Genomic DNA, 18,596 nt, shown 5'->3' with positions numbered 1-18,596 from the left:
TCGCTTGGTGTGGGACGTAAGGGCCTAGCTGTCGGGTCGGCCCGGATACCAGGTGAGGCCGATGGAGTTTCGGTGGTCGCCGTCGTGGCCAGCCACCTTGGTGCACTGGCCGCCGCCGTTGCGCGCGATCGCGCCGATGTCGGTGACGGCCTCGCAGCGGGCGTGCCGCCCGGTCGGCGCGTCGTCACCTGCGGCCAGTTCCGTGTCGTCAGTGCACATCGGTCACCTCGATCAATCCCGCGCCGAACGCGCGGCCGCGTCCGATTCCGGTGGCCAGCGCCAGGTTCGCGGCGGCGGCGTCGGTGACGGTGACCGCGGCGGCCACCTCAGCCAGGTGCATGGTCGCCCCGCGGCGCAGGGCTCGGCTGCGTGTGACTTCGGTGAGAGCGGCGGGTTCGAGCCCTGCTTTGGTGAGCTGGACGCTGACCCAGCCGGGCAGCTCCGCGTCGGGCACGCGGACCCGGCGGCCGCCGTGCAGGTCGCTCGGCGGATTGTGGCCGTTCCGCAGCAGCGCGGAGGTCACGCGGGGGTCGACCTCGGCTGGCGGGTAGCGGCGCGCCACCGCCTCCAGCGTGACCGCGATGCTCAGCCGCTCGCCGAGGCCCACGGTGGGCAGCGGGGTGCCGACGAATCCGGTGGGGGCGACGGTGGAGACCACGGTGAACTCACCGTCGCCGATGCGCCACAGCTCCAGCGGCGGACCGCCGAGATCGTCGGGGAACCTGCTGGCCACGAAGCGGTGGCCCAGGTCGCGGTCATGGGCGGCGGCGCGCAGCAGCGCCCGGTCGGCGGGGAGGCGGTAGCTCAGCGCCGTAGCGCCGTCGGCGTGCACCGCATCTACACGTGTCTCTGTTTTGGCGACAATCACGACTCGGACATTACATGCACTATGCACCCGGCAACTACATCCGGGCGCGACACGCCGAGAGAAACTCGCCCAGACCTGACCGACTGTTTTCGGGACGGGTTTTCGGGACGAAAACGGTTGCAGGCGTGGCGAAGGTGACGTACACGTAACGTGCGTCGGGAACACGGACCGGTGCCGGGGCCGCCGTGCTTGGCGGTGGAACACCCCCGCTTACGCGGGGAGGAGACCTGAATGGCATCTACCTCGACGTCGTGCTGCGGAACACCCCCGCTTACGCGGGGAGGAGGCCGATCGGTTGGGTTGGATTGGCCGGGGCGTACGGAACACCCCCGCTTACGCGGGGAGGAGGCTTCCACTTTGAGCGGGTGCTGGCCCTCGCGCGGAACACCCCCGCTTACGCGGGGAGGAGACTTTGTCAGCGTGGCGAGCGATCAAGTGCTTGGGAACACCCCCGCTTACGCGGGGAGGAGGTGTCCAGCCGCAGCGCGTCGGGCGGGCTGCTGGGAACACCCCCGCTTACGCGGGGAGGAGTCGCCATGACCCCCGAAGGGGTGCGGGTTCGCAGGAACACCCCCGCTTACGCGGGGAGGAGACTTCTTGACCTGCACCGTTACACGCGACCGGAGCTGTTTTCATTCAGTTGTGACACCCATACTGTCTCTATAACCGCGACATGTCAAGCAGCTGGGCGTCAGTCGCCGTAGATGGAGCGCTCGTATTGCGCCTCGGCGATCTCGGCCATGCGCTCAGCCCGAGCCTCAGCCCGCGCCTCGGCGATGGCCTCGTAGTCGGGCTCGTCGAAGACGTCACCCTCATCGTCGTAGATGCTCATGCACATGCACGTTGCCACCGCGGGGCCCCGCCGCGGGGTCGAGGCGCGTCCGGGTCACCGCGGCCCTGGATACCGGCAGAGATCGTCTGGGCCGCTCCACCTGCTGCCGGGCGGGTACGTCAGGGTGCACGCCCCCAACGGGCCGCCGTCTCGGACCACAGTGATCAGTTCAGCGCAACGGGTGAACTTCCAGGTATCGCCCGCAGCGTCGGACCATCTCCAGTGCGGCGTGCACTCTTTAGCGGCCGACACCTCCGGAGGCGACGCGACAGCGGCGGCGGCGGCGGCCGCCGCGGCTGAGGCGGCGAGGAGGGCCGCCGCCACCCCACGTCGCATGGCCGACCCCGCCGCCCGGCCGCCGTTAAATCTCGAAGACAGGAACCCGAGCCCGACCCGCGTCATCGGCGCGGCACACGTAGTGCCCGCTGAGCGGGTCGTATTTGGCCATTTCGGGGGCGGCCACGATCTTGCCGCTGGAGCCGCGCATGTCCAAGGTGACAAGCTCCAGTGCCTGCAGCTCGGCGACGGTGAACTGATCGAAGTCGACAGTCTCGCCATCCGGCGGCTCCTCGACCTTGAACCCCAAACGCGAGTAGACCCTCGGAACCCGATCCGACACCGCGGCCGCGAAGGGCGGCCAGTGCTCGGCACACGCCGACGGGAGAGCGGGATTGCTCCAGCTGCAGCCCGGCGCGTAACTGAGGTAGCTGCGGAGCACCTCCACACGGGACTCGCCGGTGTTCGGGTCGGTGATGCTGGCCACGAACGCCCCCGCCCCGTTCGCGCCGACATTCTTCGCCAACCTCGCTGCGTGGCGGTCGGTATCCGGGAAAATCTTGGCCGCAGTCATCTCAGAGAACCGCGCCGCCGCGATCTTCACCAGGAGGTTCGACGACCACGTCGCCGGGACCGACACGTCGCGAGCGTCCTGAGACACCAGCACGACGTGCACCCGAAGTTCGCGGCCGAGCACGAGGATTTCGGTGATCATGGATTCGATCGCCCGCTGCTCTGCGCGGGGCAGCTGCGCACCCCATTTGCGGCGCATCACCCCGATGTCGTCAAGCACAAGCACCACCGGCGCGTACTGGTCCCATCCCTCCGGATCGGCCCATTTCGCATCGACGGCGACCCGCTGACGATCCTGCATGATCCGGTGTGCCGTGACGATGGACCCGACGAAACTCATTCCGGCGGGTGAGGTTCCCAAGCCGTGGGCCACCACCCCGGCAGCCGGAAGCCCGGACCCCGAACGGCCGTCGGAGAGGTAACCGGCGATGCCCGTGCCTGTGTCGCTGGCCAGAATCAGCGTCCACAACGACGCGCGGAACTGCTCCAGCCAGGAGCGCACCAAAGCGCCCTTGCCCGAACCGGTACCGCCCACCACCAACAGGTGCGGTGTACGGTCCAAACGCACACCCACCTCACCATCGCTGTTAACGCCGAGCTTCAACTCCCAGCCGCGGTACCGCTGCTTGGCCTCGTCGAGACTCTGGGGCACCGACCAATGGGGCGGGAACGCCAGGTCGGGAATTGCGGGAACGTCGATCATCGAATCGGACATGACAGATTCACTCCTCACGCGGCCGGGGCATCCACAGCGGAACCATTCCGCGCCACTTCACCGCACAGCCGCCACAGTGACACCGCGCCACCGCCTCGGCGGGGCGGGGCGCGTCGGTACCGTCGGCGCGCATGGAGCCCGACATCCCGCCCCTGCCGCTCGCCAACACCGGATTCGACGGCCGCGCCTTCCTCACTGACGACGAGTACGCCACCTACCTGCGGCGGATGCCGGTGCGCTACCCGCGCCGGGACATGGCAGACCCCGGCATCGACGCGGCCTGCGCCGTGTGCGGCGAGCCGCCGACATCCGACAATCCCCTGCAGGTTTGCCACCGAATCCCGTTCGGGGAGGGCATCCGCCGTTGGCGTCTCACGCCGGAATGGCTTGACCGGCCCGACAATCTGCGCTGGGCGCACCGGAAGCGATGCAACAAGCTGGTTGAGCTGTCGCCGCTGGCTGCCGGGGAACTAGTGCGTGCCATCGCGAAGCCCTAAAGCTCGGCCTTGGCCACCTTGGACTTGCGCACCGGAGGGCGGCACACGTAGTCGGGGCTGGCCGGGTCGTAGCGGGCCACGTCAGGGTTGGGAACGATGTCGCCGTTGCTGTGGCGGGTGTCCAGGGCCACCAGCTCCATCTGCTTCAACTCCTCCACGGTGAACATGTCGAAGTCGATGTAGCCCAGCGGACACTCCTCGGCTTCTTCCTTCTCCCGCTGCGCCTCCGACGGCTCGTCGATCTTGAACCACTGCCGGGTGTAGAGCCGCGGCACCCGGTCGGACACCTGCGCCTTGAAGGCGGGCCAATTCTGCGGCTCCGCGCATTGCGGGGGGAGGCTGGGGTTGTTCCAGCTCTCACCGGGGCTGTAGCCGATGTAGCCCTGGTACTCCAGCACGTCGGCCGCCCCGCTCTCGGGGTCGATCGCTGCGATCAGACAGCGGCCTTTCTGGTTCGGGTCCATCGACTCCGAGAGCATCTGCACCTTCGGGCGCACCGACTCGTCGAACGCCTTGCTCACCGTCATCGGCTTGGGCTTGCCCAGCGAGATCGACAGCGGCAGGTTCGACGACCACGTGGCCGGGATCGACACATCACGCGCGTCCTGGGACACCAGCAGCACATGCACGCGCAGCTCGCGGCCCAGGGCGGTGATCTCGGTGACCATGGACTCCACCGCCTTGGCGTCGTCCTTGCTCAGCGCGCTGCGCCACTTCTCGCGCATCCCCTTGATCTCGTCGAGTACCAGCAGCACCGGGATGAAGTTGTTCCAGTTCTCCGGGTCGGCGGCCTTGGCCTCGGCCGATCCCTGCTGGCGGTCCTGCATGATCAGGTAGGCCATCACGATGGTGCCCACATAGCTCATGCCCTTACTCGACGAACCCAGGCCGACCGCCACGGTTCCGGGCACCGGCAAGCCGTTGTCGGCGGGGTCGGGGGTGATGTAGCCGCTGTAGTCGGCCCCCTTGCCATCACATAGTAGAAGCATCCACCCGGCCGCTCGGTGCTGCTCCAGCCACGAGCGAACCGCTACGCTTTTTCCGGAGCCGGTCTCGCCGATCACCTTGAGGTGCGGCATCTTGTCCATGCGGAAACCCAGGTCACCATCCTCGGTGACGCCGACTTTCAGCTGCCAGCCCGGATAGCGACGCTTGGCCTCCTCCACCGTTTTGACCACCGGCCACTTCGGCGGGAACGCCAACTTCGGCAGTCCGGACTTGCGGCTGCCCTCGAAGCGGTCCTCGGTGACGTCGAAGCGGAACTTCCACACCCCGCCGAGAGTCTTCGCAAACGTCGACTGCAGCCGCTTCTGCACCGCGGAGTCGGTGAGAAACCCCGGCTCCACGCAGGAGAATCCCCACGAGACCAGCTCACGTTTGCCCTTGACGTCGTCGAACTCGATGCTGTCGGGGCTCAGCGCGAGCTTGCCGGGAAACCGGGAGTCAGCCACCTCGATGAGCCGGGCGATCTGGCGGTCGCGGGCCTGCTCGCCGGGCAGCTGGCTCAGAATCGTCGCCGGTGAATCCACCTCGTCGGGGTCCACCCCGGCCAGCAGCAGCTTGTGCTTGCGCCAATGATCAGCTGCGCGCGACCACAGCCAGATACCCGCCGCTGCGGCCGCACAAGATGCCAGATACCGCACCGGTGACGCGAAGCCCCACTGCGTGATCGGCGCGAGCAGCCCCGCCGACCCCAGCGTGGCGAAACACAGTGCCTGCGACTGGTGCGACGCCTGGGAGAAGCCACTGGTGTCGCGCATACTCATCTAACCGGTCCTGTCGCCCTTGTCCGATCCGCCGCCCCGGTTGCGGCCGCCCTTCCCATTGTCCTTGGGCTGCACCACCGTCTTCTGGACCGGAACCCGCGGCGGTGCCGGACGCTCCTTCTTGGCATGCCTGGGGGCGCGCGGCTTCGGCGTCTCCGCTGGCTTGGGGGTGACCACCGGAGTCTTCGGCGGCGACAGCGGACCGCCGCGATCCCTCTTGGGCGCGACCCGCGGCTTCTTCGGCATCGCCTGCGGCGGCGGTGCCTCGCCGGGGGCCGCGGCCTGGCCCACGGTGCGCACCCGCGGGGCGGGCGCGGTCTCTCGCTTGACGCGCCGGGGCTTGGTCGGCGAAGGCAGGCTCACCATGCCCGGAAGCGTCGGCTGGTCATCGCCTACACCGCCCGCGGCGGCAACGTCGCCGATGAGCACGCGGCGCTCCGCGGACGTCAGCTCCCAGATCACGTCGGTGGTCTCGCTGTCGACCTTGACCTGGATCATCGAACGCCCCTCGTGGCTGATGACCTTCATGCTGTTCACCGCGGCCGTACCCGGATCGTCCTCGGCAACCAGGACGATGGCTTTACCTTCGCAGCGTGCGCGGTTGCGCTCCCAGAACGCGGGCGTGCACACCAGGACGTCGGCCATCCGGAGGTTCTCCACGCCGATGCTGAGCGACGGTGCGGCGCGGTGGGCTACCAGGGCCTCCCACGCGGGGTCGTCGATCACCACGGCGATGCGGCGGTCCTGAGTAGACAGCCGCGCCACCATCTGCAGAGCGAAAAGTTGCGGACCGAACACCCACAGTGGTTCTTCGGTTGGCGGTGAGGCGACGAACACGCGGGTCTTGTCGGGGCGGCTGCCCACGAACAGCCCCGCTCCCCCGGCCGGGATGCCGAATCCGAGGCGGTGGCGCTCACCGATGATCGCCCCCGGTGAGCGCAGCGTGGTGCGCGACGCGACCGGAAGGCAGCGCTCCAGTGCGGCCACCTGCTGCCCGGATGCCGACTTGAGGCCGAACCCCGAGGTCTTGTCGAACGTCTCCGAGCCGCGCACCAGGTAGGTGATCAGAGGCTGCGCCAGTGCCTGCCCGCCGCCGACCGGCGACAGTGACAGCGACGTGTACTGGCGGTGGGACTGCAGATGGTTCCAGGCCCCGGCGGACTCGGCGTTCCAATGCCCGCGGGCCGGGACGTAGCTGCGGGTGTGCACCCCGCTGCGGGGTCCGCAGTTGCGCCAACCTGGGCTCGCCAGAGGACGTGACACCTGTGCGAGCACGGTGTCGTGGAAGCCGCGCACCCGCGTGGCGTCCATGAGCTTGCCGCCGAATCCCTTCTCGGCCAGTGAGTACATGACCCGCGTCGCGGCGACGGTGAGCGCCTGGGCGAAACCCACGTGCAGCGACCCGCGCTGGGTGCGCCGGTACGACGGGTCGATCGTCTCGGCGTCGAGGGCCATCGACACCGCCACCACCGTCACCCCGCCGAGCGGAACCGACACCGGACCGATCAGCGTGTCCAAGGTGGCCGACGCGTGGTCGCGGGAGGCGAATTTGTACCCGGCGCAGACCACGTCGATGCCCGACAGCCGCAGGTCGTACTGTTCGAGCTGACGGCGCAGCACATCGGCGGAGATGACCGGGGACTGGTTCTCCCCCGTCGGCCCGACCGAGGTGATCTGCCACGGCCGCGGGGTGATCTCGACGAACGCCGTCGCGGTCGTGCCGTCGAAGACGATGCCGACCTTGTCGTTGGCGAACAGCACCGCCTGCTCCAAAGGTGTGCGCGACTCACGCCGCAGCGCCACCCACTGACCCACGGTGCGGCCCGCGAACCGCATCCCGAACACCGACGCCGACACCGCGGCCGCCGCGCCCGCCACGGCCGGACTGATGCCCACGGTCGCTGCCGCAGCCGTGGTCGCCGCCATGGAGGCGGCCATCGCGCTGCGCGGCGTGTAGGCGAACACCGTTCGGCCGGGACCGGCGACGCGATGCTGATCCTCAGCGGCGGCTGCGGTACGTGCCTTCTTGGCCATCAGTCGGTCTCCTTCGATCCTCCGCGGGCGATGGCCACCACCACCGCGATGAACAGCGCCCCGGCCAGCACCCCCACGGTGGCCAACGCCACGGTGCGGGACAGGTGGTCGTCGGGGGACGCCGGTTCTCCGGGAACCGCGGCCACCGGGGGGACATTCGGACCCACCATGGGGATGGAGTCGTCGATCGGGGCGGTCAACGCGGCCATCGGGTCGACCACCCCGTCACCGAGGATGGCCGCCAGCGACTCCGACGGATGGTGCGCGGTGCGCCGGATGCGCTCGATGACCTGATGCGCGCTCAGGTCGGGGTGGCGCTGGCGGATCAGTGCGGCCAGCCCGGCGACGTTGGCCGAGGCGAAGCTGGTGCCCGCGATCGGCTCGATGCCGTCTTTGGTCTCCTGGGCGTTGACCAGTGAGCCGTCCATCGTGGACGGGTCCAGGGAGACCACACTGACCGCCGGAGCACCGACGGTGACCCACGGCCCCGGCATCGACATCACGTACGGGTCTCCGGTGAGCCGTGTGCCGCCGACACTGAGCACGAAGTCGGTGAACATGCTCGGCAGAGACAGCGTCTGCACCGAACTCCAGCCACGCGGATCATCGGGGTGCGCGGGATCGGGTCCGGGGTTCGCCGCACAGTCCCCGCCGAGGTTTCCCGCCGAAGTCACCACGACGGCGTCTTTGACCGCCGCCGCGAAGTACAGCGCGCCCGCCATCTCACGCAGGTCGGCACCGCCGTTAACGCCAACGCACGCGGTGACCGAGATGTTGATGACCGTGGCGTTGAGTGCTGCTGCGTGCACGATGGCGCGTGCGAGGGTTGCGACGTTGGACGCCTCGGTGGCCTGTCGCGCGTTGCGGGTCTGAGCCGAGTCCACCTGGTAGCGCTCCGACGCCTGGCGGATGGAGACCACCGACACGCCGGGGGCGATGCCGACGAACCCGTCGCCGGGTTTGCGTTGCGCGGCGATGATCCCGGCCACCAGAGTTCCGTGATGGTCGCAGTCCTGCAGCCCGTCACCGCCCATGATGTAGTCACCGCCGCCGAACAGTCGCGGCAACCGGTCGTTGCGGTTGACCCCGGAGTCGATCACCGCCACGGTCTGCCCCTCGCCGGTGGCGAAGTTGTGCAGCTTGTCGACCTGCCACACGGTGTCGATCGGCACCGAGTCGAACTGCGAGTTCTCCAGCCGCCCCGACTCAGCGCACAGGTACTGCTGCTTCATCGGGAACTCCGGTCCCGGCGGGCCGTCCTCGGGGGCGATGTCCACGTCGGGGTTGAAGTGGTACGGGGTGATCGCCGCCGCCGGGGCCGCGGGCACGCACAACCCCAACAGGGCGACCACTGACGTCACCGCGGCTGCGCGGCGGGCCACATGCTTCGGTTTCACCTTGGCTCCTTTTGCCGTTCAGCGGTTGCGGATGCGGGACCAGCCCTCAGCGATGAAGACGACCAGCGGGAACACGCCGATCACGGCGAGGGTGGCGATGATCTCCAGGCGGCGCTTGCTCAGCGGTGAGTGCAGCGACTGCGCGCGCACGGCCCAGATGATCGCCACGATGACGAAGATCAGCAGCGGAACGGCACCGGCGACGATCACGGTGGCGTCCGCCGGATGCGGCGACAGCGACCGCCCGAGCAGATACCCGCAGGCGGCGAGCGGCCCGGTGACCAGAAGCGGAAGCGAGGCGTCCCTGGACACCAGGCCCCGGCCGACCGCCACCGCGACCACCGACGCCGCAGCGACCAGCGCGAACGCGTGCCATTCGTAGTCCTTGGAGAAGTAGCCGAGGGCGGTTGCCGAGGCGACCATCAGGATTCCCGCGGCGGTGACCATGCCGATCATCGCCTTGAGCGTGGTGTTGACCCGGTTCTCCTGGTTGAGGATGGCTTCGATCGCCACGCTGGAGGTGGATCGCTTCGAAACCTTGGCCACCTTGGAGACGCGCTCGCCTCGCTCGGCGGCTTTGCGCTCGGCCTCGGTGAGGATCGGCTCCCCGGTGGTGGGGATGCGATTGACGCGCACGTTGCCGACCTGCCGGGAGATTTGCGTGCAGAACACGATCGCCACCACGGACAGGAACAGCAGCTGTGAGGCCACCGACTGTGAGCTGGCGTCGAGCAGCAGATGGACCACGCCGACGAACACCGCGCAGAACGCGAGCACACCCGCGCCGACGTGAAGCGACGCGGGACGGTTCTTGGTCACCGGGCCGAGCACCGCCACCAAGACGCCCACCGCCGCGCCCGCGGTGGTGACGTGCCAGACTCCGGGATCGCGCGGCACGGCGACCACAGCCGCGGCCGCGGCCGTGATGTAGGCGGCGATCGACAACGATCCGGACACGTCGGCGTACTCGCGGCGCATCCGCGACATCACCGCGGCCAGCGTCGTGCACATCAGCGCCAGCACCCCCAGCGCGGCCGCCACCGGAATCCGCGCCTGCTCGGACACGGCGAACACCTGCGCCACGCCGATGGCCGACAGCACCGCCGCCACAGAAGGCAGCGCGACCACGCCCAGGCGGCGGGTGTCGGAACCGTCGAGAACCCGGAACGACTTCTTCGACGCCTCCGCTGCGCCGTCGGCGACGTCGTCGCGCAGCACCGGGTACTCCTCGGTGCGGGAGCGCTGCGTGAGGTAGAGGTCCGCGCCGGGATGCACCCCGGCCTCGTCCAAGGTGGTCTCCGGACTCAGGCGGCGGCGTACGGGGCCGTACTCCAGCGCCCACTGCACCTTCCGGGTGGCCAGGTAGTCCTTGACCGCCTTGCGTTCCGCCAGTTCGGAGAGCTGGCCGACCAGCTGGGCGGTGAGCGCAGCGATCGAAGTGTGTGCGTGCAGCTTGCACTGAAACTCGCTGGAGTGAGCGTGCACGTTCACGGCGATGAACGTGGTGTCGTTGAGCACCGAAACTGATTGCGTCATGGCGAACAGCATCACTGCCGAGAATGTGCAACGACGACGGAGGCGCGTCGGATGTACAGAGCGATTACGGACATGACAGACTCATCCGCAGCGGCAACACGCATCGCGTTGCCGGACTACCTGACTATGCACGCCGAGAGGCAGATACATGACCGATAGTGCGATCGACGATGGCTGGCAACGACTCGGAGCGACCGTTCGGAAGGCGCGCAACGACCTCGGATTCCACAGCAGAGACTCGTTCGCCGAGGCCGCCGACGTGTCACTGCGCGTGATGGCGGACCTGGAGTCCGGGACGCGCGACAACTTCTCCGAACGCGTGATCTCCAAGGTGGAAGCGGCCCTCGGCTGGGCCAGCGGAACCGCCGACCGCATCGTCGCTGACCCCGATTTCCGCCCGTCCGCACCGGCGACCGGCAATGAACTGGTGTTTCAGCCGCCGGAGTTCGACCGTCGACCGGTCGACGTGGACGTGGCCGCGGTGGAGCGGCTCATCGCCGCACTCACCGAGGTCAGCCGCTCCTCACAGTTCGAGCAGACACGCGGCGAGATATCGAAGCTGCTGGAGTCGGCCACGTCGCTGTGCTGGCCCTACGTTGTGAGGCTGGTGGAAGACAACTGTCTTCCCGGCAAGCAACTGCACCCGTCGGTGGCCCCGGTCTACGAGGCGTTCGTGGCCGTCGCCGACGACTTCGCACCCGCGGACCCTTCCAGCAACTACACACAGTGGCTGCGCGGCGAGGACAGCACCGCCGACGCGCAACAGCAGCAGCGCTACATGCAACGCTGGTCAGAGTCGCGCCGCACGCGGCGGCTGCGGCGCAAACGCATCGAGAGCTAGCGGGCACGCCCTGCGCGGTGGACGCGCCCGAGGCCGCCAACGGCCGTGAGGTGCCCGAGTCTGGAGCTTGCCCGAGCCCCCGGACCCGAAGGAGCACCCGCCATGGCCTCAGACACCATCGTCGGCTACACCTACGACGCGGACACCCTGTGCCCGGTGTGCACAGCCGTGGCCGTCGGCGTCGACTACGAGGCTGGTCCGCGCATCCCCGATCTGATCGACCGGGCAGGGCGCGAAGCCGGTATCGACGTGGATAACGAGCGGACCTTCGACAGCAGCGAGTGGCCGAAGGTGATCTTCGAGGTGAGCGTGGAAGGCCCCGAGGAGCGCTGCGGCAGCTGCCACGAGTCGCTCGTCGAGTGACGGCGAGGACGTGACACTAGCCGGGCATCGGCCACGGTGGACACGCCGGTCTCGGAGTCGGTGCGCAGTCGTGTCGGTATCGTGATGTAGTCTCCAAAACAGAGACACAGCCGATGCAGGAACGGAACCCAACAGCTATGAACTCACGCATCTGGACAGCTGCGGCCACCGCGCTGTGCTCCGGAGCCGCCCTGGGCAGCCTGGTCGTCGGCAGCCGCGTCGGTTTCATCGCCGCGGCGATGGCGGCGGCGCTGCTGTGGCTCGCCGTCGACTTCTTCACCTGGCAGCACCACCCGACCTACGTCGGCGAGCGTCACGACCCCGACCTGGGCCGCACCATCACGTTTCCGCAGCGTGAGCGCGGCGAGGCACACGCCGAGAGGGAGGTGGTGTCGTGTCGAGCGATGCGGTGATCGTCGACGTCGACGGCACCCTGTGTGACGTCGCCAGCGTCCGCCATCACGTGCACCAGCGGCCGAAGAACTTCCACGCCTTCCACTCCGGCGCAGCTGACTGCCCGCCGCACGACTTCGTGGTCGACGAAGTCATAGGCCACTACCGCGGTGGGCGCACCATCGTGGTGGTGACCGCGCGGATGTACCGGTGGGAGGACTCCACCCGCGGCTGGCTGGATCGTCACCTCCCGGTCCCCTACCTGGGTCCGTTCATGCGCGGGGACACCGACTTCCGTCCCGATGTCGACGTCAAGCGCGACATCCACCGCATCATCACCACTGACCACGGCTTCCGCGTCGTGCACGCGATCGACGACAACCCGTCGATCGTGGAGCTGTGGACACAGTTGGGTATCCCGACCACCGTGGTGCCCGGATGGGAGGTGCCGTGAGATACCCACAGCTGCGCCACAGCTACAGCCGCATCAGCTGCGGTCGGTGCCGAGGCGATCTCGGAGGATGGTCGTACGAGCCGGTCGACACTACTTATGACGCAATGGGATGCACCATCCAAGATGTGCTGTGCGACGACTGCCATGCCGAGGAGTGCGAATGACGTGGCCGCGCCGGGCAGCTCGATCACAATCCACCGTCACTAGCGTCGGCACGACCCGAGCGACCGATCCGAAGGAGTCACCATGGCTGAAATCCGCCGATACGTCACCGTCGACGCCGACGATAACGAATCCGACTGGGAGTACGACTCGTTCGACGACGCCAAGGCCGCAGCGATCCGCCAGGGCAACGCCGCGGTCAGCTGCAACATCTACGAGTACAGCGACCGCGAACTGGCGTGGACGCCCGACGGCAGCGGCACCTGGCCACCGCAATAGCGATTAGGTGCCGCTGCGGCCGGAGCCCCCATGCGGCCGCGGTCGGCTAGAGGTGTCGTACTTCGGAATCCACCGCAGCAGTCAGGTCTGCGGCGGTAAGCGTGGAGAGTTCGTCGTCGCTCAACGCCTCCAGTGACTTCTCTGACGCACCGATCCGGTCAGCGGCGATGTCGCAGGCGGAGTCGATGATCAGCTCCGCGGTGCGCATACCGCCGTAGCCGATCAGCGTGTCCAGCCCTGGCAGATCGTCAGGCACCTGCAGTGAGCGGCCGCGGCGGCCCGCCAGCAGGTGCAGCACTTTAACCATCTGCGCTGCGGTGGGCTCGGCCAGCCTCACGTGCCCGTAGAGGCTCGATCGCTTAGCGACCATTTCCTCGGCCCATGCGGTGGTCGCGGTGAACACCACAGCGGTGGTGTTCTGCCGGTCGGCGAGGTGGCCGTTGATCGTCTCCACAGCTTCTTCACCGAATGGGTCCGAGTTGCTCCGGCGATAGAGGTCATCGAAGTCGTCGAGGACGATCGCGCCACCCGCCATATCGGAGAACATCTTGCGGACTTTGGCCGATGTCTCTCCCTCAAACCTACCGACCAACTCGGAGCGTCCCGCGGCCTTCACTGCGCCCGTCCCGTCGCCGCGGAACGCGGCGTGAAGCTCCGCGATCGCCAGGGCGGTCGAGGTTCGTCCGCTGCCGTACGGGCCAGAGACGATGGTCGGCTTCGGGGTGCGCAGGGCGTGCAAGCCGCCAGTCACCTGGATACTCATACCTCGGCGGTCCATTTCCCGACCAAGCAGGTGCGCCTGGGCGATGCGATAGACGATGGCCTTGGCATCCTCCCCGATCACCAGAGACTCCACGTGGGCAAGGGCACGGTCCTGCCGCTCCGACTGGCCGGTGACTTCCTCGGCGACACCACCACCGCCACCGGAGAAGTCCCTGCGCACCTGGCGCAGCGCCTCGGTGTAGCTCATCTCTGGGTTGTCCGCCATCAGTTCACGGGCGGCGGATTTGATACTGGAGCCCATGGCAGGCCCTCCTTCTCTGCAACACGCGGGACGGATCGACCAGCCGCGACCTGTACCGCCCCGCTGCTGGACAGAGGGTCGCCGCGTGCCCCTGGAGGGGACTGGCCTCGCAACGGTGGCGTGTTCGGGGTCGCGGCCCGAGACTGCCGGTCGAGGGTGTCGCCTGCGCGGTGAGGCGAACGATGACGACGGTAGCGGCCCGCAGCGGTGTCGCGGTGCCGGGGCGCGCCGCGTGCAGTCCCCGCTGCAGGCCACTCGCACACTGGTTCCGACACCCGAGCAAGGAGCAGCGATGAACGACACCGTGCGCGTATCCGTGCCTCGGCCCATCGAGGTCGACGAGGCGGCTGCGCACCGCGACATCGACTCCTCGATCGCCGCTGGCCGCGAGATCAGCCCCGAGACCGCCGTGGCGGTCGCCAGCTGGTGGCAGTCCCCCGGACCCATCGGCGCGGTGCTGGCCTCGTTCGCCTCGGGCATGGAGGTCTCGCGCGATGCCCTGCTCGCCGACATCGCCGGGAGTCGCCGCGTGCGCTGCCACAACGCAGGCATGGCCGAGCACGAGCATCGCGAGTTGGACGCCTTGGCGGAGTTCGTTCGTCGCCACCGGTGACGGTCGCAGCCGACCTCGCGCTGGCTCACGCCGGTTCGCGGCGCTCCGCGTCGTCGGCGGCTTTGAACAGACCCGCAGCGGCGACGGTGTGCTTTCCCTCGGCCTCCAGGTTGCGGGCAACGGCGCGCACCTGATCCGGCGTCAGCAGCACGTCGTGGATGAGGCCCAGAATGTGCTCGGAGTCCTTGACGAGAACTTTGCCGCGCTCGAAATCCAGATCGACAACCATCGAACGTCGCTCCCCTGCTCGCTGTAGCCGTGCGACTCCGCACGGCACACGCAGTATTTCCGCAGCACCGCCTGCGCGCGCAACGCGGCGCGGCCGCAGCGGCAGCTAGACCAGCTCCACAGTGGCGTCGGCAGGAACTTCGCCGGTGAAGCACGACGAGCGCAGCACCACCTTGTCGCCACCGGCGAGGGCCACGTGGTTGACGATGCCGACGGTGTTCACGTCATCGGCGCGGCCGTCTGGGTAGCGCGCGATCAGGTCAGTGGCGTCGATGTACTGCCCCGGCGTCAGATCGGCGACGCGAACGTAGTTGGCGGACATGGCCAGCAGTCTCCTTCGGGCTATCGCGCCTGTGCCACGCACAGCGTGTCGAGCATGGTCTTCCAGTCGGTCGCGTCGAACTGCGACGGGTCCAGGCCCTCGATGTAGATGCGGCGCGCGTCGTCGACATCGACAGCAGAGAACATCGCCGACAGCTCAGGAAACTGCCGGTTCTCGACGTAGAACAGGGCCACGTCAGCCGACCCGTTCGACATCGACGATCTCCCAATCTCGGATGTCGGAGTCGGTCACCGGAGCGTCCTCGATGTCCATCGCGGTGAGGTCGTCTTCGTTGAAGTCGTCGTCGACCTCAACCCGGTAGGTGGTGGTCTCCACGGTGCGTACCGTCACCTTGAGCTGCTTCACGTCGCTTCTCCTCCGGGATTCTCTGATACTGCAATTGGATTCTGGTGATGAGCCATGCGCCGCTCCCAGCGGAGATCGGCGAGACGCCGTTCGTGAGTCTTCGACACTCGATCCATCCAGTTACAGAACTGGCCGACCGCAACGCAGATCACAAGCCAGACGGTGAAGATTCCGCCGAGCACGGCCGCGCCGTCGGCGGTCATCGCTCGTCTCGCTTCAACGCGTCGGCCTCGTCTGCCTCAGCCGGGAACCACCGCCGGATCGCCTCGACGCACTCGCCGCTGGCGTACGCGCGCTTGATCGCAGCGGACTCCTCCCCCGTCCAGTCCCGCGGCGTGTGCTCGGCGGACCCACCGACCAGGAACCCCGATTCCCGCAGGCGGATCAGTTCCTCGACTGTGTTGCACTGGTGCACGTCGTCGCGGTAGTCCGCGATCCTCCGCCCGGCGAGTCCGTCGTTGTTGTCGTCCATGGCTCCTCCTCGTGCCGCCAAGTGTGCAGGGGCGGGGCCAATATGCCTCCGCTCGGCGCGAGACACGCCGACGCGACCGTCATCGCCGCCGCCCACCGCGGCGATAATGCGGACGCCCGCCGCCGCTTCCGCCGTTTCGCGGCGGGCGCGGGCCGGACGAGCCGCCGAACTCGATCGCGCCGCGGGTGGCCAGCCGGTCGGCCAGCTCGTTGCCCTCGTCGCCGTTGTGGCCGCGCACCCACCGCCAGTCCACGGTGTGGCGCGCGGCGGCAGCGTCGAGTCGCCGCCACAGGTCATCGTTTTTCACCGCAGTGCCTGACGAGGTCTTCCAGCCGCGCTTCTTCCAGCCGATGATCCAGCTGGTGATGCCGTTGCGGACGTACTGACTGTCGGTGTGCAGCACCACCGTCTGCGGGGTCTGCAGGTGCTCCAGCGCGGTGATCGCGGCCAGCAGCTCCATGCGGTTGTTCGTGGTGCGCTTCTCCCCGCCCACCAGCTGCGTCTCGTCACCGTTGGCCCGCAGCACGGCTCCCCAGCCGCCGGGGCCGGGGTTGCCGTGGCAGGCCCCGTCGGTGTAGACGGTAACGGTCTCGGTGGTGGGCATGGGGATTCCTTCCTGATGAGGGGTATTCGGCCGCGACGGTGGTGGGCTAGTCCACGCGGAACGGGTTGACGTTGGCGAACGGGTCCACGCCGTAGCGCCGCTGCAGCTCCGTCGACGTGACCGACGCCGATACGGTGCCGTCCTTGAATCCGATGCGATACCACCCGGCGTGGCCCGCGTCCTCGATCCAAGCGACGGTAGCGTGCGGCTGGCCGTCGAGGTCCAGTGCGGGTTTCACATCCCCACCGTCGCATCGCAATCGAGGGTCCACGGTGCTGGGCGCGGCGACACGCGGAGGAGAGTTACAGCCAGCCGCGGGCGATACCGAGGCTGGTCATCTTCCCGTACATCTCGACGAAGTCGCCGCCCATGATCTCGGGGTCGATCCAGCTGAACTCCTCGCCGTCGCCGTCGACGGCGGTGCGCAGCGCCCCGCGGGAGCGAATCTCGGCGTTCATCTGCTCGAACTGAGCGGCGAACGTCTTCTGCGTCAGGTCGCTTGTCACGTCCTCAGCTGCCCTCGAACTCGGCGTAGTCGGCCTCCAGTGACCGGATCGCGTCGGCGTACTGCTCGGCGGTGTCGAACTCGTCGACGTCGATGAAGCCGTCACTGTTCTCGCAGACGATCCACCATTTCCCCGCCGGTACGTCGCCGGTAAGGCCGAGGCGGGCCACTTCGTCGGCGTCGAGGTCGGCGATGCCGTCGTAGATGTGGCCCCAGGTCGACACGTCGCCGACGGTGTCGGCGGCCATCCCGTCGAGCACCAGGGTGTGCAGCTTCTCGTCACGGGCAGATGCGTACTTTCCAGCCACGGTAGGTGTCCTTTCAGCGGTTACCGGTCGGTGAGTCGGGCCCGGTCGACGTGCACGGTGCTGTTGAAGTGGACGTCGCGGATCACCGCGACGCGCGGATGGCGGGTGGGTCCGGCGAACTCCCAGCCGTCGTCGGCGTTGACAACGTTTGACCCGGCTGCGTCGGGAAGAACCCGCACCGGATCACCGGGGTCGAAGTCCGGAACCCGGTCTTTGACGTCCTCGGCCCTCTGCCGGGCGGCGTCACGGGCGGCGAGCCAGTCGGCGATCACCTCGGCCTGGTGCGCGGCGTGCAGCGCGTAGGCGTCCACCGGTTTGATCGGCACCACCGGCCACGGGTCCGCGCCACCGTACATGTCGGTGCGGCTGCAGGAGCAGGACACCCACACATGTCCCGAGGGCGGGTACATCTCGCCATCGAAAGTGTGCTCCACGAGCAGCTCGGTCAGTTCATCGGTCGCGGTCGGGCGGCGGGACATGGTGCCTCCTCCAGCGTGACTGTAGTCTCTATCTTAGAGACTACACCTCATTGGGGCAGAAGCCAATGAAGCGGACATCAGCTGTCGATCACGGACAGGTTGATCGGGTCATCGCGGTACGTGCCGATCCCGTCCCAGCGCACAGCCACCAGGCCCTCGCGGTCACGCTCACCATCGACCACGGCCCCGGTCGCGGGTGCACCGCGGGGCACGGGTCTCGGCCCCACCCACTGCACCCGAGTCCCGCCGGTCAGCTCATCCATGTCGCAGCTCCCCTCTCACCGGCCAGCAGACTCATACGTACGCAGCTGGAATACGGTCGCCGGTGTGGTCGTCGACGAGGTCGGCGTCCTCGTAGTTGACCTCGTAGGCGACGATGTGCCACTGCGGGTCGGAGGCGTCGGTGAAGTCGACCTGGCCGATTTCGGCGATCACGGTGTCGATGGCCAACGCGCCACCACCGGCGGTGATGAAGTAGATGAAATTCTCGTAGCCGCCGGAGTTGTAGCCGTAGCTGATCCTCACCCCGCGGCCGTCGCGCAGGAGTACCTCGCCGAGCTTGCCGCTGAGGTTACGGTCGATAAGGTCCAAGTCGTTGTCGCCCATGGCCATGACCATGCGCCACGTCGGCCGCTATCGAGGTGCGCGGCGCGGGTGCCGCGACCGTGGCGGCGGCAAGCAGCCGCACG

29 protein-coding genes and 1 CRISPR repeat array are annotated in these 18,596 nt (G+C 68.2%); of the genes, 7 read left to right on the top strand and 22 right to left on the bottom strand.

Going from position 1 to position 18,596, the window contains the following annotated elements; genetic code table 11:
- Window positions 1-24 precede the first annotated feature (24 nt).
- The 4 genes from B8W67_RS05775 to B8W67_RS05765 form a co-directional block, all read right to left on the bottom strand.
- On the bottom strand, window positions 25-219 hold the full coding sequence (locus tag B8W67_RS05775; protein ID WP_085302790.1) for a hypothetical protein: 195 nt from the start codon (window positions 217-219) through the stop codon (window positions 25-27).
- On the bottom strand, window positions 209-868 hold the full coding sequence (locus B8W67_RS05770; RefSeq protein ID WP_163797102.1) for a type I-E CRISPR-associated protein Cas6/Cse3/CasE: 660 nt from the start codon (window positions 866-868) through the stop codon (window positions 209-211). Before B8W67_RS05770 ends, B8W67_RS05775 begins: the two co-directional genes overlap by 11 nt.
- A gap of 197 nt (window positions 869-1,065) precedes the next feature.
- Window positions 1,066-1,460: direct repeats of the CRISPR family, unit length 28 nt; unit sequence GGAACACCCCCGCTTACGCGGGGAGGAG.
- A 99-nt stretch (window positions 1,461-1,559) separates the two neighbouring features.
- Complete coding sequence (locus tag B8W67_RS20740) at window positions 1,560-1,700, bottom strand: hypothetical protein (protein WP_163797104.1); 141 nt, start codon at window positions 1,698-1,700, stop codon at window positions 1,560-1,562.
- Between the two features lie 361 nt (window positions 1,701-2,061).
- Window positions 2,062-3,264: a P-loop NTPase family protein gene (locus tag B8W67_RS05765; protein ID WP_085302788.1), complete on the bottom strand. Its 1,203-nt coding sequence runs from the start codon at window positions 3,262-3,264 to the stop codon at window positions 2,062-2,064.
- 131 nt (window positions 3,265-3,395) lie between these two features.
- On the opposite strand from B8W67_RS05765, the gene B8W67_RS05760 reads away from it, so the two are divergent.
- Complete coding sequence (locus tag B8W67_RS05760; protein ID WP_085302785.1) at window positions 3,396-3,761, top strand: HNH endonuclease; 366 nt, start codon at window positions 3,396-3,398, stop codon at window positions 3,759-3,761.
- On the opposite strand, the gene B8W67_RS05755 is transcribed toward B8W67_RS05760, so the two are convergent.
- From B8W67_RS05755 to eccD, 4 genes are read right to left on the bottom strand one after another with little or no spacing between them, the layout of a single operon-like run.
- Window positions 3,758-5,527, bottom strand: a complete 1,770-nt coding sequence (locus tag B8W67_RS05755) for a P-loop NTPase family protein (RefSeq protein WP_085302783.1) — start codon at window positions 5,525-5,527, stop codon at window positions 3,758-3,760. The two genes, B8W67_RS05760 and B8W67_RS05755, sit on opposite strands and share 4 nt — an antisense overlap.
- Window positions 5,528-7,561 (bottom strand): type VII secretion EccE family protein, encoded by a 2,034-nt coding sequence (locus B8W67_RS05750; RefSeq protein WP_085302780.1) that lies wholly within the window; start codon window positions 7,559-7,561, stop codon window positions 5,528-5,530.
- Window positions 7,561-8,958 carry a type VII secretion-associated serine protease mycosin gene (gene mycP / locus B8W67_RS05745; RefSeq protein WP_234806672.1) on the bottom strand — a complete coding sequence of 466 codons (1,398 nt, stop codon included), beginning with the start codon at window positions 8,956-8,958 and terminating at the stop codon, window positions 7,561-7,563. The genes B8W67_RS05750 and mycP overlap by 1 nt, the downstream gene beginning before the upstream one ends.
- Before the next feature lie 18 nt (window positions 8,959-8,976).
- The gene (gene eccD, locus B8W67_RS05740; protein WP_085302911.1) at window positions 8,977-10,494 is read right to left on the bottom strand and encodes a type VII secretion integral membrane protein EccD; all 1,518 of its coding nucleotides are present in this window, start codon (window positions 10,492-10,494) and stop codon (window positions 8,977-8,979) included.
- 148 nt (window positions 10,495-10,642) lie between these two features.
- Between eccD and B8W67_RS05735 the strand changes: the two genes are divergently transcribed.
- From B8W67_RS05735 to B8W67_RS05715, 5 genes are all read left to right on the top strand, one after another.
- Window positions 10,643-11,335 (top strand): helix-turn-helix domain-containing protein, encoded by a 693-nt coding sequence (locus B8W67_RS05735; protein ID WP_085302776.1) that lies wholly within the window; start codon window positions 10,643-10,645, stop codon window positions 11,333-11,335.
- Between the two features lie 102 nt (window positions 11,336-11,437).
- The gene (locus tag B8W67_RS05730; protein WP_085302773.1) at window positions 11,438-11,698 is read left to right on the top strand and encodes a hypothetical protein; all 261 of its coding nucleotides are present in this window, start codon (window positions 11,438-11,440) and stop codon (window positions 11,696-11,698) included.
- Window positions 11,699-11,835: 137 nt separating this feature from the next.
- Window positions 11,836-12,111, top strand: a complete 276-nt coding sequence (locus tag B8W67_RS05725) for a hypothetical protein (protein WP_085302771.1) — start codon at window positions 11,836-11,838, stop codon at window positions 12,109-12,111.
- Entirely contained in the window at window positions 12,093-12,545 is a 453-nt protein-coding gene (locus B8W67_RS05720) for a phosphatase domain-containing protein (protein WP_085302768.1), read from the top strand. Before B8W67_RS05725 ends, B8W67_RS05720 begins: the two co-directional genes overlap by 19 nt.
- Before the next feature lie 246 nt (window positions 12,546-12,791).
- Window positions 12,792-12,986, top strand: coding sequence for a hypothetical protein (locus tag B8W67_RS05715; protein ID WP_085302764.1), 195 nt, complete (start codon window positions 12,792-12,794; stop codon window positions 12,984-12,986).
- 46 nt (window positions 12,987-13,032) lie between these two features.
- On the opposite strand, the gene B8W67_RS20735 is transcribed toward B8W67_RS05715, so the two are convergent.
- Complete coding sequence (locus tag B8W67_RS20735; RefSeq protein WP_163797106.1) at window positions 13,033-14,010, bottom strand: AAA family ATPase; 978 nt, start codon at window positions 14,008-14,010, stop codon at window positions 13,033-13,035.
- Window positions 14,011-14,302: 292 nt separating this feature from the next.
- Here B8W67_RS20735 and B8W67_RS20730 point away from each other — a divergent pair, with 292 nt between their 5' ends.
- Window positions 14,303-14,623 carry a hypothetical protein gene (locus tag B8W67_RS20730; protein WP_163797108.1) on the top strand — a complete coding sequence of 107 codons (321 nt, stop codon included), beginning with the start codon at window positions 14,303-14,305 and terminating at the stop codon, window positions 14,621-14,623.
- A gap of 25 nt (window positions 14,624-14,648) precedes the next feature.
- Here the strand turns inward: B8W67_RS20730 and B8W67_RS05705 are convergent, their stop codons facing one another.
- The 13 genes from B8W67_RS05705 to B8W67_RS05660 form a co-directional block, all read right to left on the bottom strand.
- Complete coding sequence (locus B8W67_RS05705; RefSeq protein ID WP_085302758.1) at window positions 14,649-14,852, bottom strand: hypothetical protein; 204 nt, start codon at window positions 14,850-14,852, stop codon at window positions 14,649-14,651.
- Window positions 14,853-14,957: 105 nt separating this feature from the next.
- Complete coding sequence (locus B8W67_RS05700) at window positions 14,958-15,173, bottom strand: hypothetical protein (RefSeq protein WP_085302754.1); 216 nt, start codon at window positions 15,171-15,173, stop codon at window positions 14,958-14,960.
- A 20-nt stretch (window positions 15,174-15,193) separates the two neighbouring features.
- Window positions 15,194-15,388: a hypothetical protein gene (locus tag B8W67_RS20505; RefSeq protein ID WP_133056061.1), complete on the bottom strand. Its 195-nt coding sequence runs from the start codon at window positions 15,386-15,388 to the stop codon at window positions 15,194-15,196.
- Complete coding sequence (locus tag B8W67_RS20725) at window positions 15,369-15,539, bottom strand: hypothetical protein (protein WP_163797110.1); 171 nt, start codon at window positions 15,537-15,539, stop codon at window positions 15,369-15,371. Before B8W67_RS20725 ends, B8W67_RS20505 begins: the two co-directional genes overlap by 20 nt.
- Window positions 15,536-15,742: a hypothetical protein gene (locus B8W67_RS20500; protein ID WP_133056060.1), complete on the bottom strand. Its 207-nt coding sequence runs from the start codon at window positions 15,740-15,742 to the stop codon at window positions 15,536-15,538. The genes B8W67_RS20725 and B8W67_RS20500 overlap by 4 nt, the downstream gene beginning before the upstream one ends.
- Entirely contained in the window at window positions 15,739-16,011 is a 273-nt protein-coding gene (locus B8W67_RS05695; RefSeq protein ID WP_085302751.1) for a hypothetical protein, read from the bottom strand. Before B8W67_RS05695 ends, B8W67_RS20500 begins: the two co-directional genes overlap by 4 nt.
- Before the next feature lie 79 nt (window positions 16,012-16,090).
- On the bottom strand, window positions 16,091-16,615 hold the full coding sequence (rnhA, locus tag B8W67_RS05690; RefSeq protein ID WP_085302748.1) for a ribonuclease HI: 525 nt from the start codon (window positions 16,613-16,615) through the stop codon (window positions 16,091-16,093).
- Between the two features lie 46 nt (window positions 16,616-16,661).
- Window positions 16,662-16,853: a hypothetical protein gene (locus B8W67_RS05685; RefSeq protein WP_085302745.1), complete on the bottom strand. Its 192-nt coding sequence runs from the start codon at window positions 16,851-16,853 to the stop codon at window positions 16,662-16,664.
- Window positions 16,854-16,917: 64 nt separating this feature from the next.
- Window positions 16,918-17,121, bottom strand: a complete 204-nt coding sequence (locus tag B8W67_RS05680) for a hypothetical protein (protein WP_085302743.1) — start codon at window positions 17,119-17,121, stop codon at window positions 16,918-16,920.
- A 4-nt stretch (window positions 17,122-17,125) separates the two neighbouring features.
- The gene (locus tag B8W67_RS05675) at window positions 17,126-17,428 is read right to left on the bottom strand and encodes a hypothetical protein (protein ID WP_085302741.1); all 303 of its coding nucleotides are present in this window, start codon (window positions 17,426-17,428) and stop codon (window positions 17,126-17,128) included.
- Between the two features lie 20 nt (window positions 17,429-17,448).
- Window positions 17,449-17,907: a hypothetical protein gene (locus B8W67_RS05670; RefSeq protein WP_085302740.1), complete on the bottom strand. Its 459-nt coding sequence runs from the start codon at window positions 17,905-17,907 to the stop codon at window positions 17,449-17,451.
- 77 nt (window positions 17,908-17,984) lie between these two features.
- Window positions 17,985-18,170, bottom strand: a complete 186-nt coding sequence (locus B8W67_RS05665; RefSeq protein ID WP_085302739.1) for a hypothetical protein — start codon at window positions 18,168-18,170, stop codon at window positions 17,985-17,987.
- 31 nt (window positions 18,171-18,201) lie between these two features.
- The gene (locus B8W67_RS05660) at window positions 18,202-18,513 is read right to left on the bottom strand and encodes a hypothetical protein (RefSeq protein ID WP_133056059.1); all 312 of its coding nucleotides are present in this window, start codon (window positions 18,511-18,513) and stop codon (window positions 18,202-18,204) included.
- Window positions 18,514-18,596: the final 83 nt, after the last annotated feature.

This window comes from Mycolicibacillus koreensis (assembly GCF_002104795.1).
Classification (GTDB): Bacteria; Actinomycetota; Actinomycetes; order Mycobacteriales; family Mycobacteriaceae; genus Mycobacterium; species Mycobacterium koreense.
Note: the sequence above shows the minus strand (reverse complement) of the source record. Positions and strands in the feature narration are given on the sequence as shown.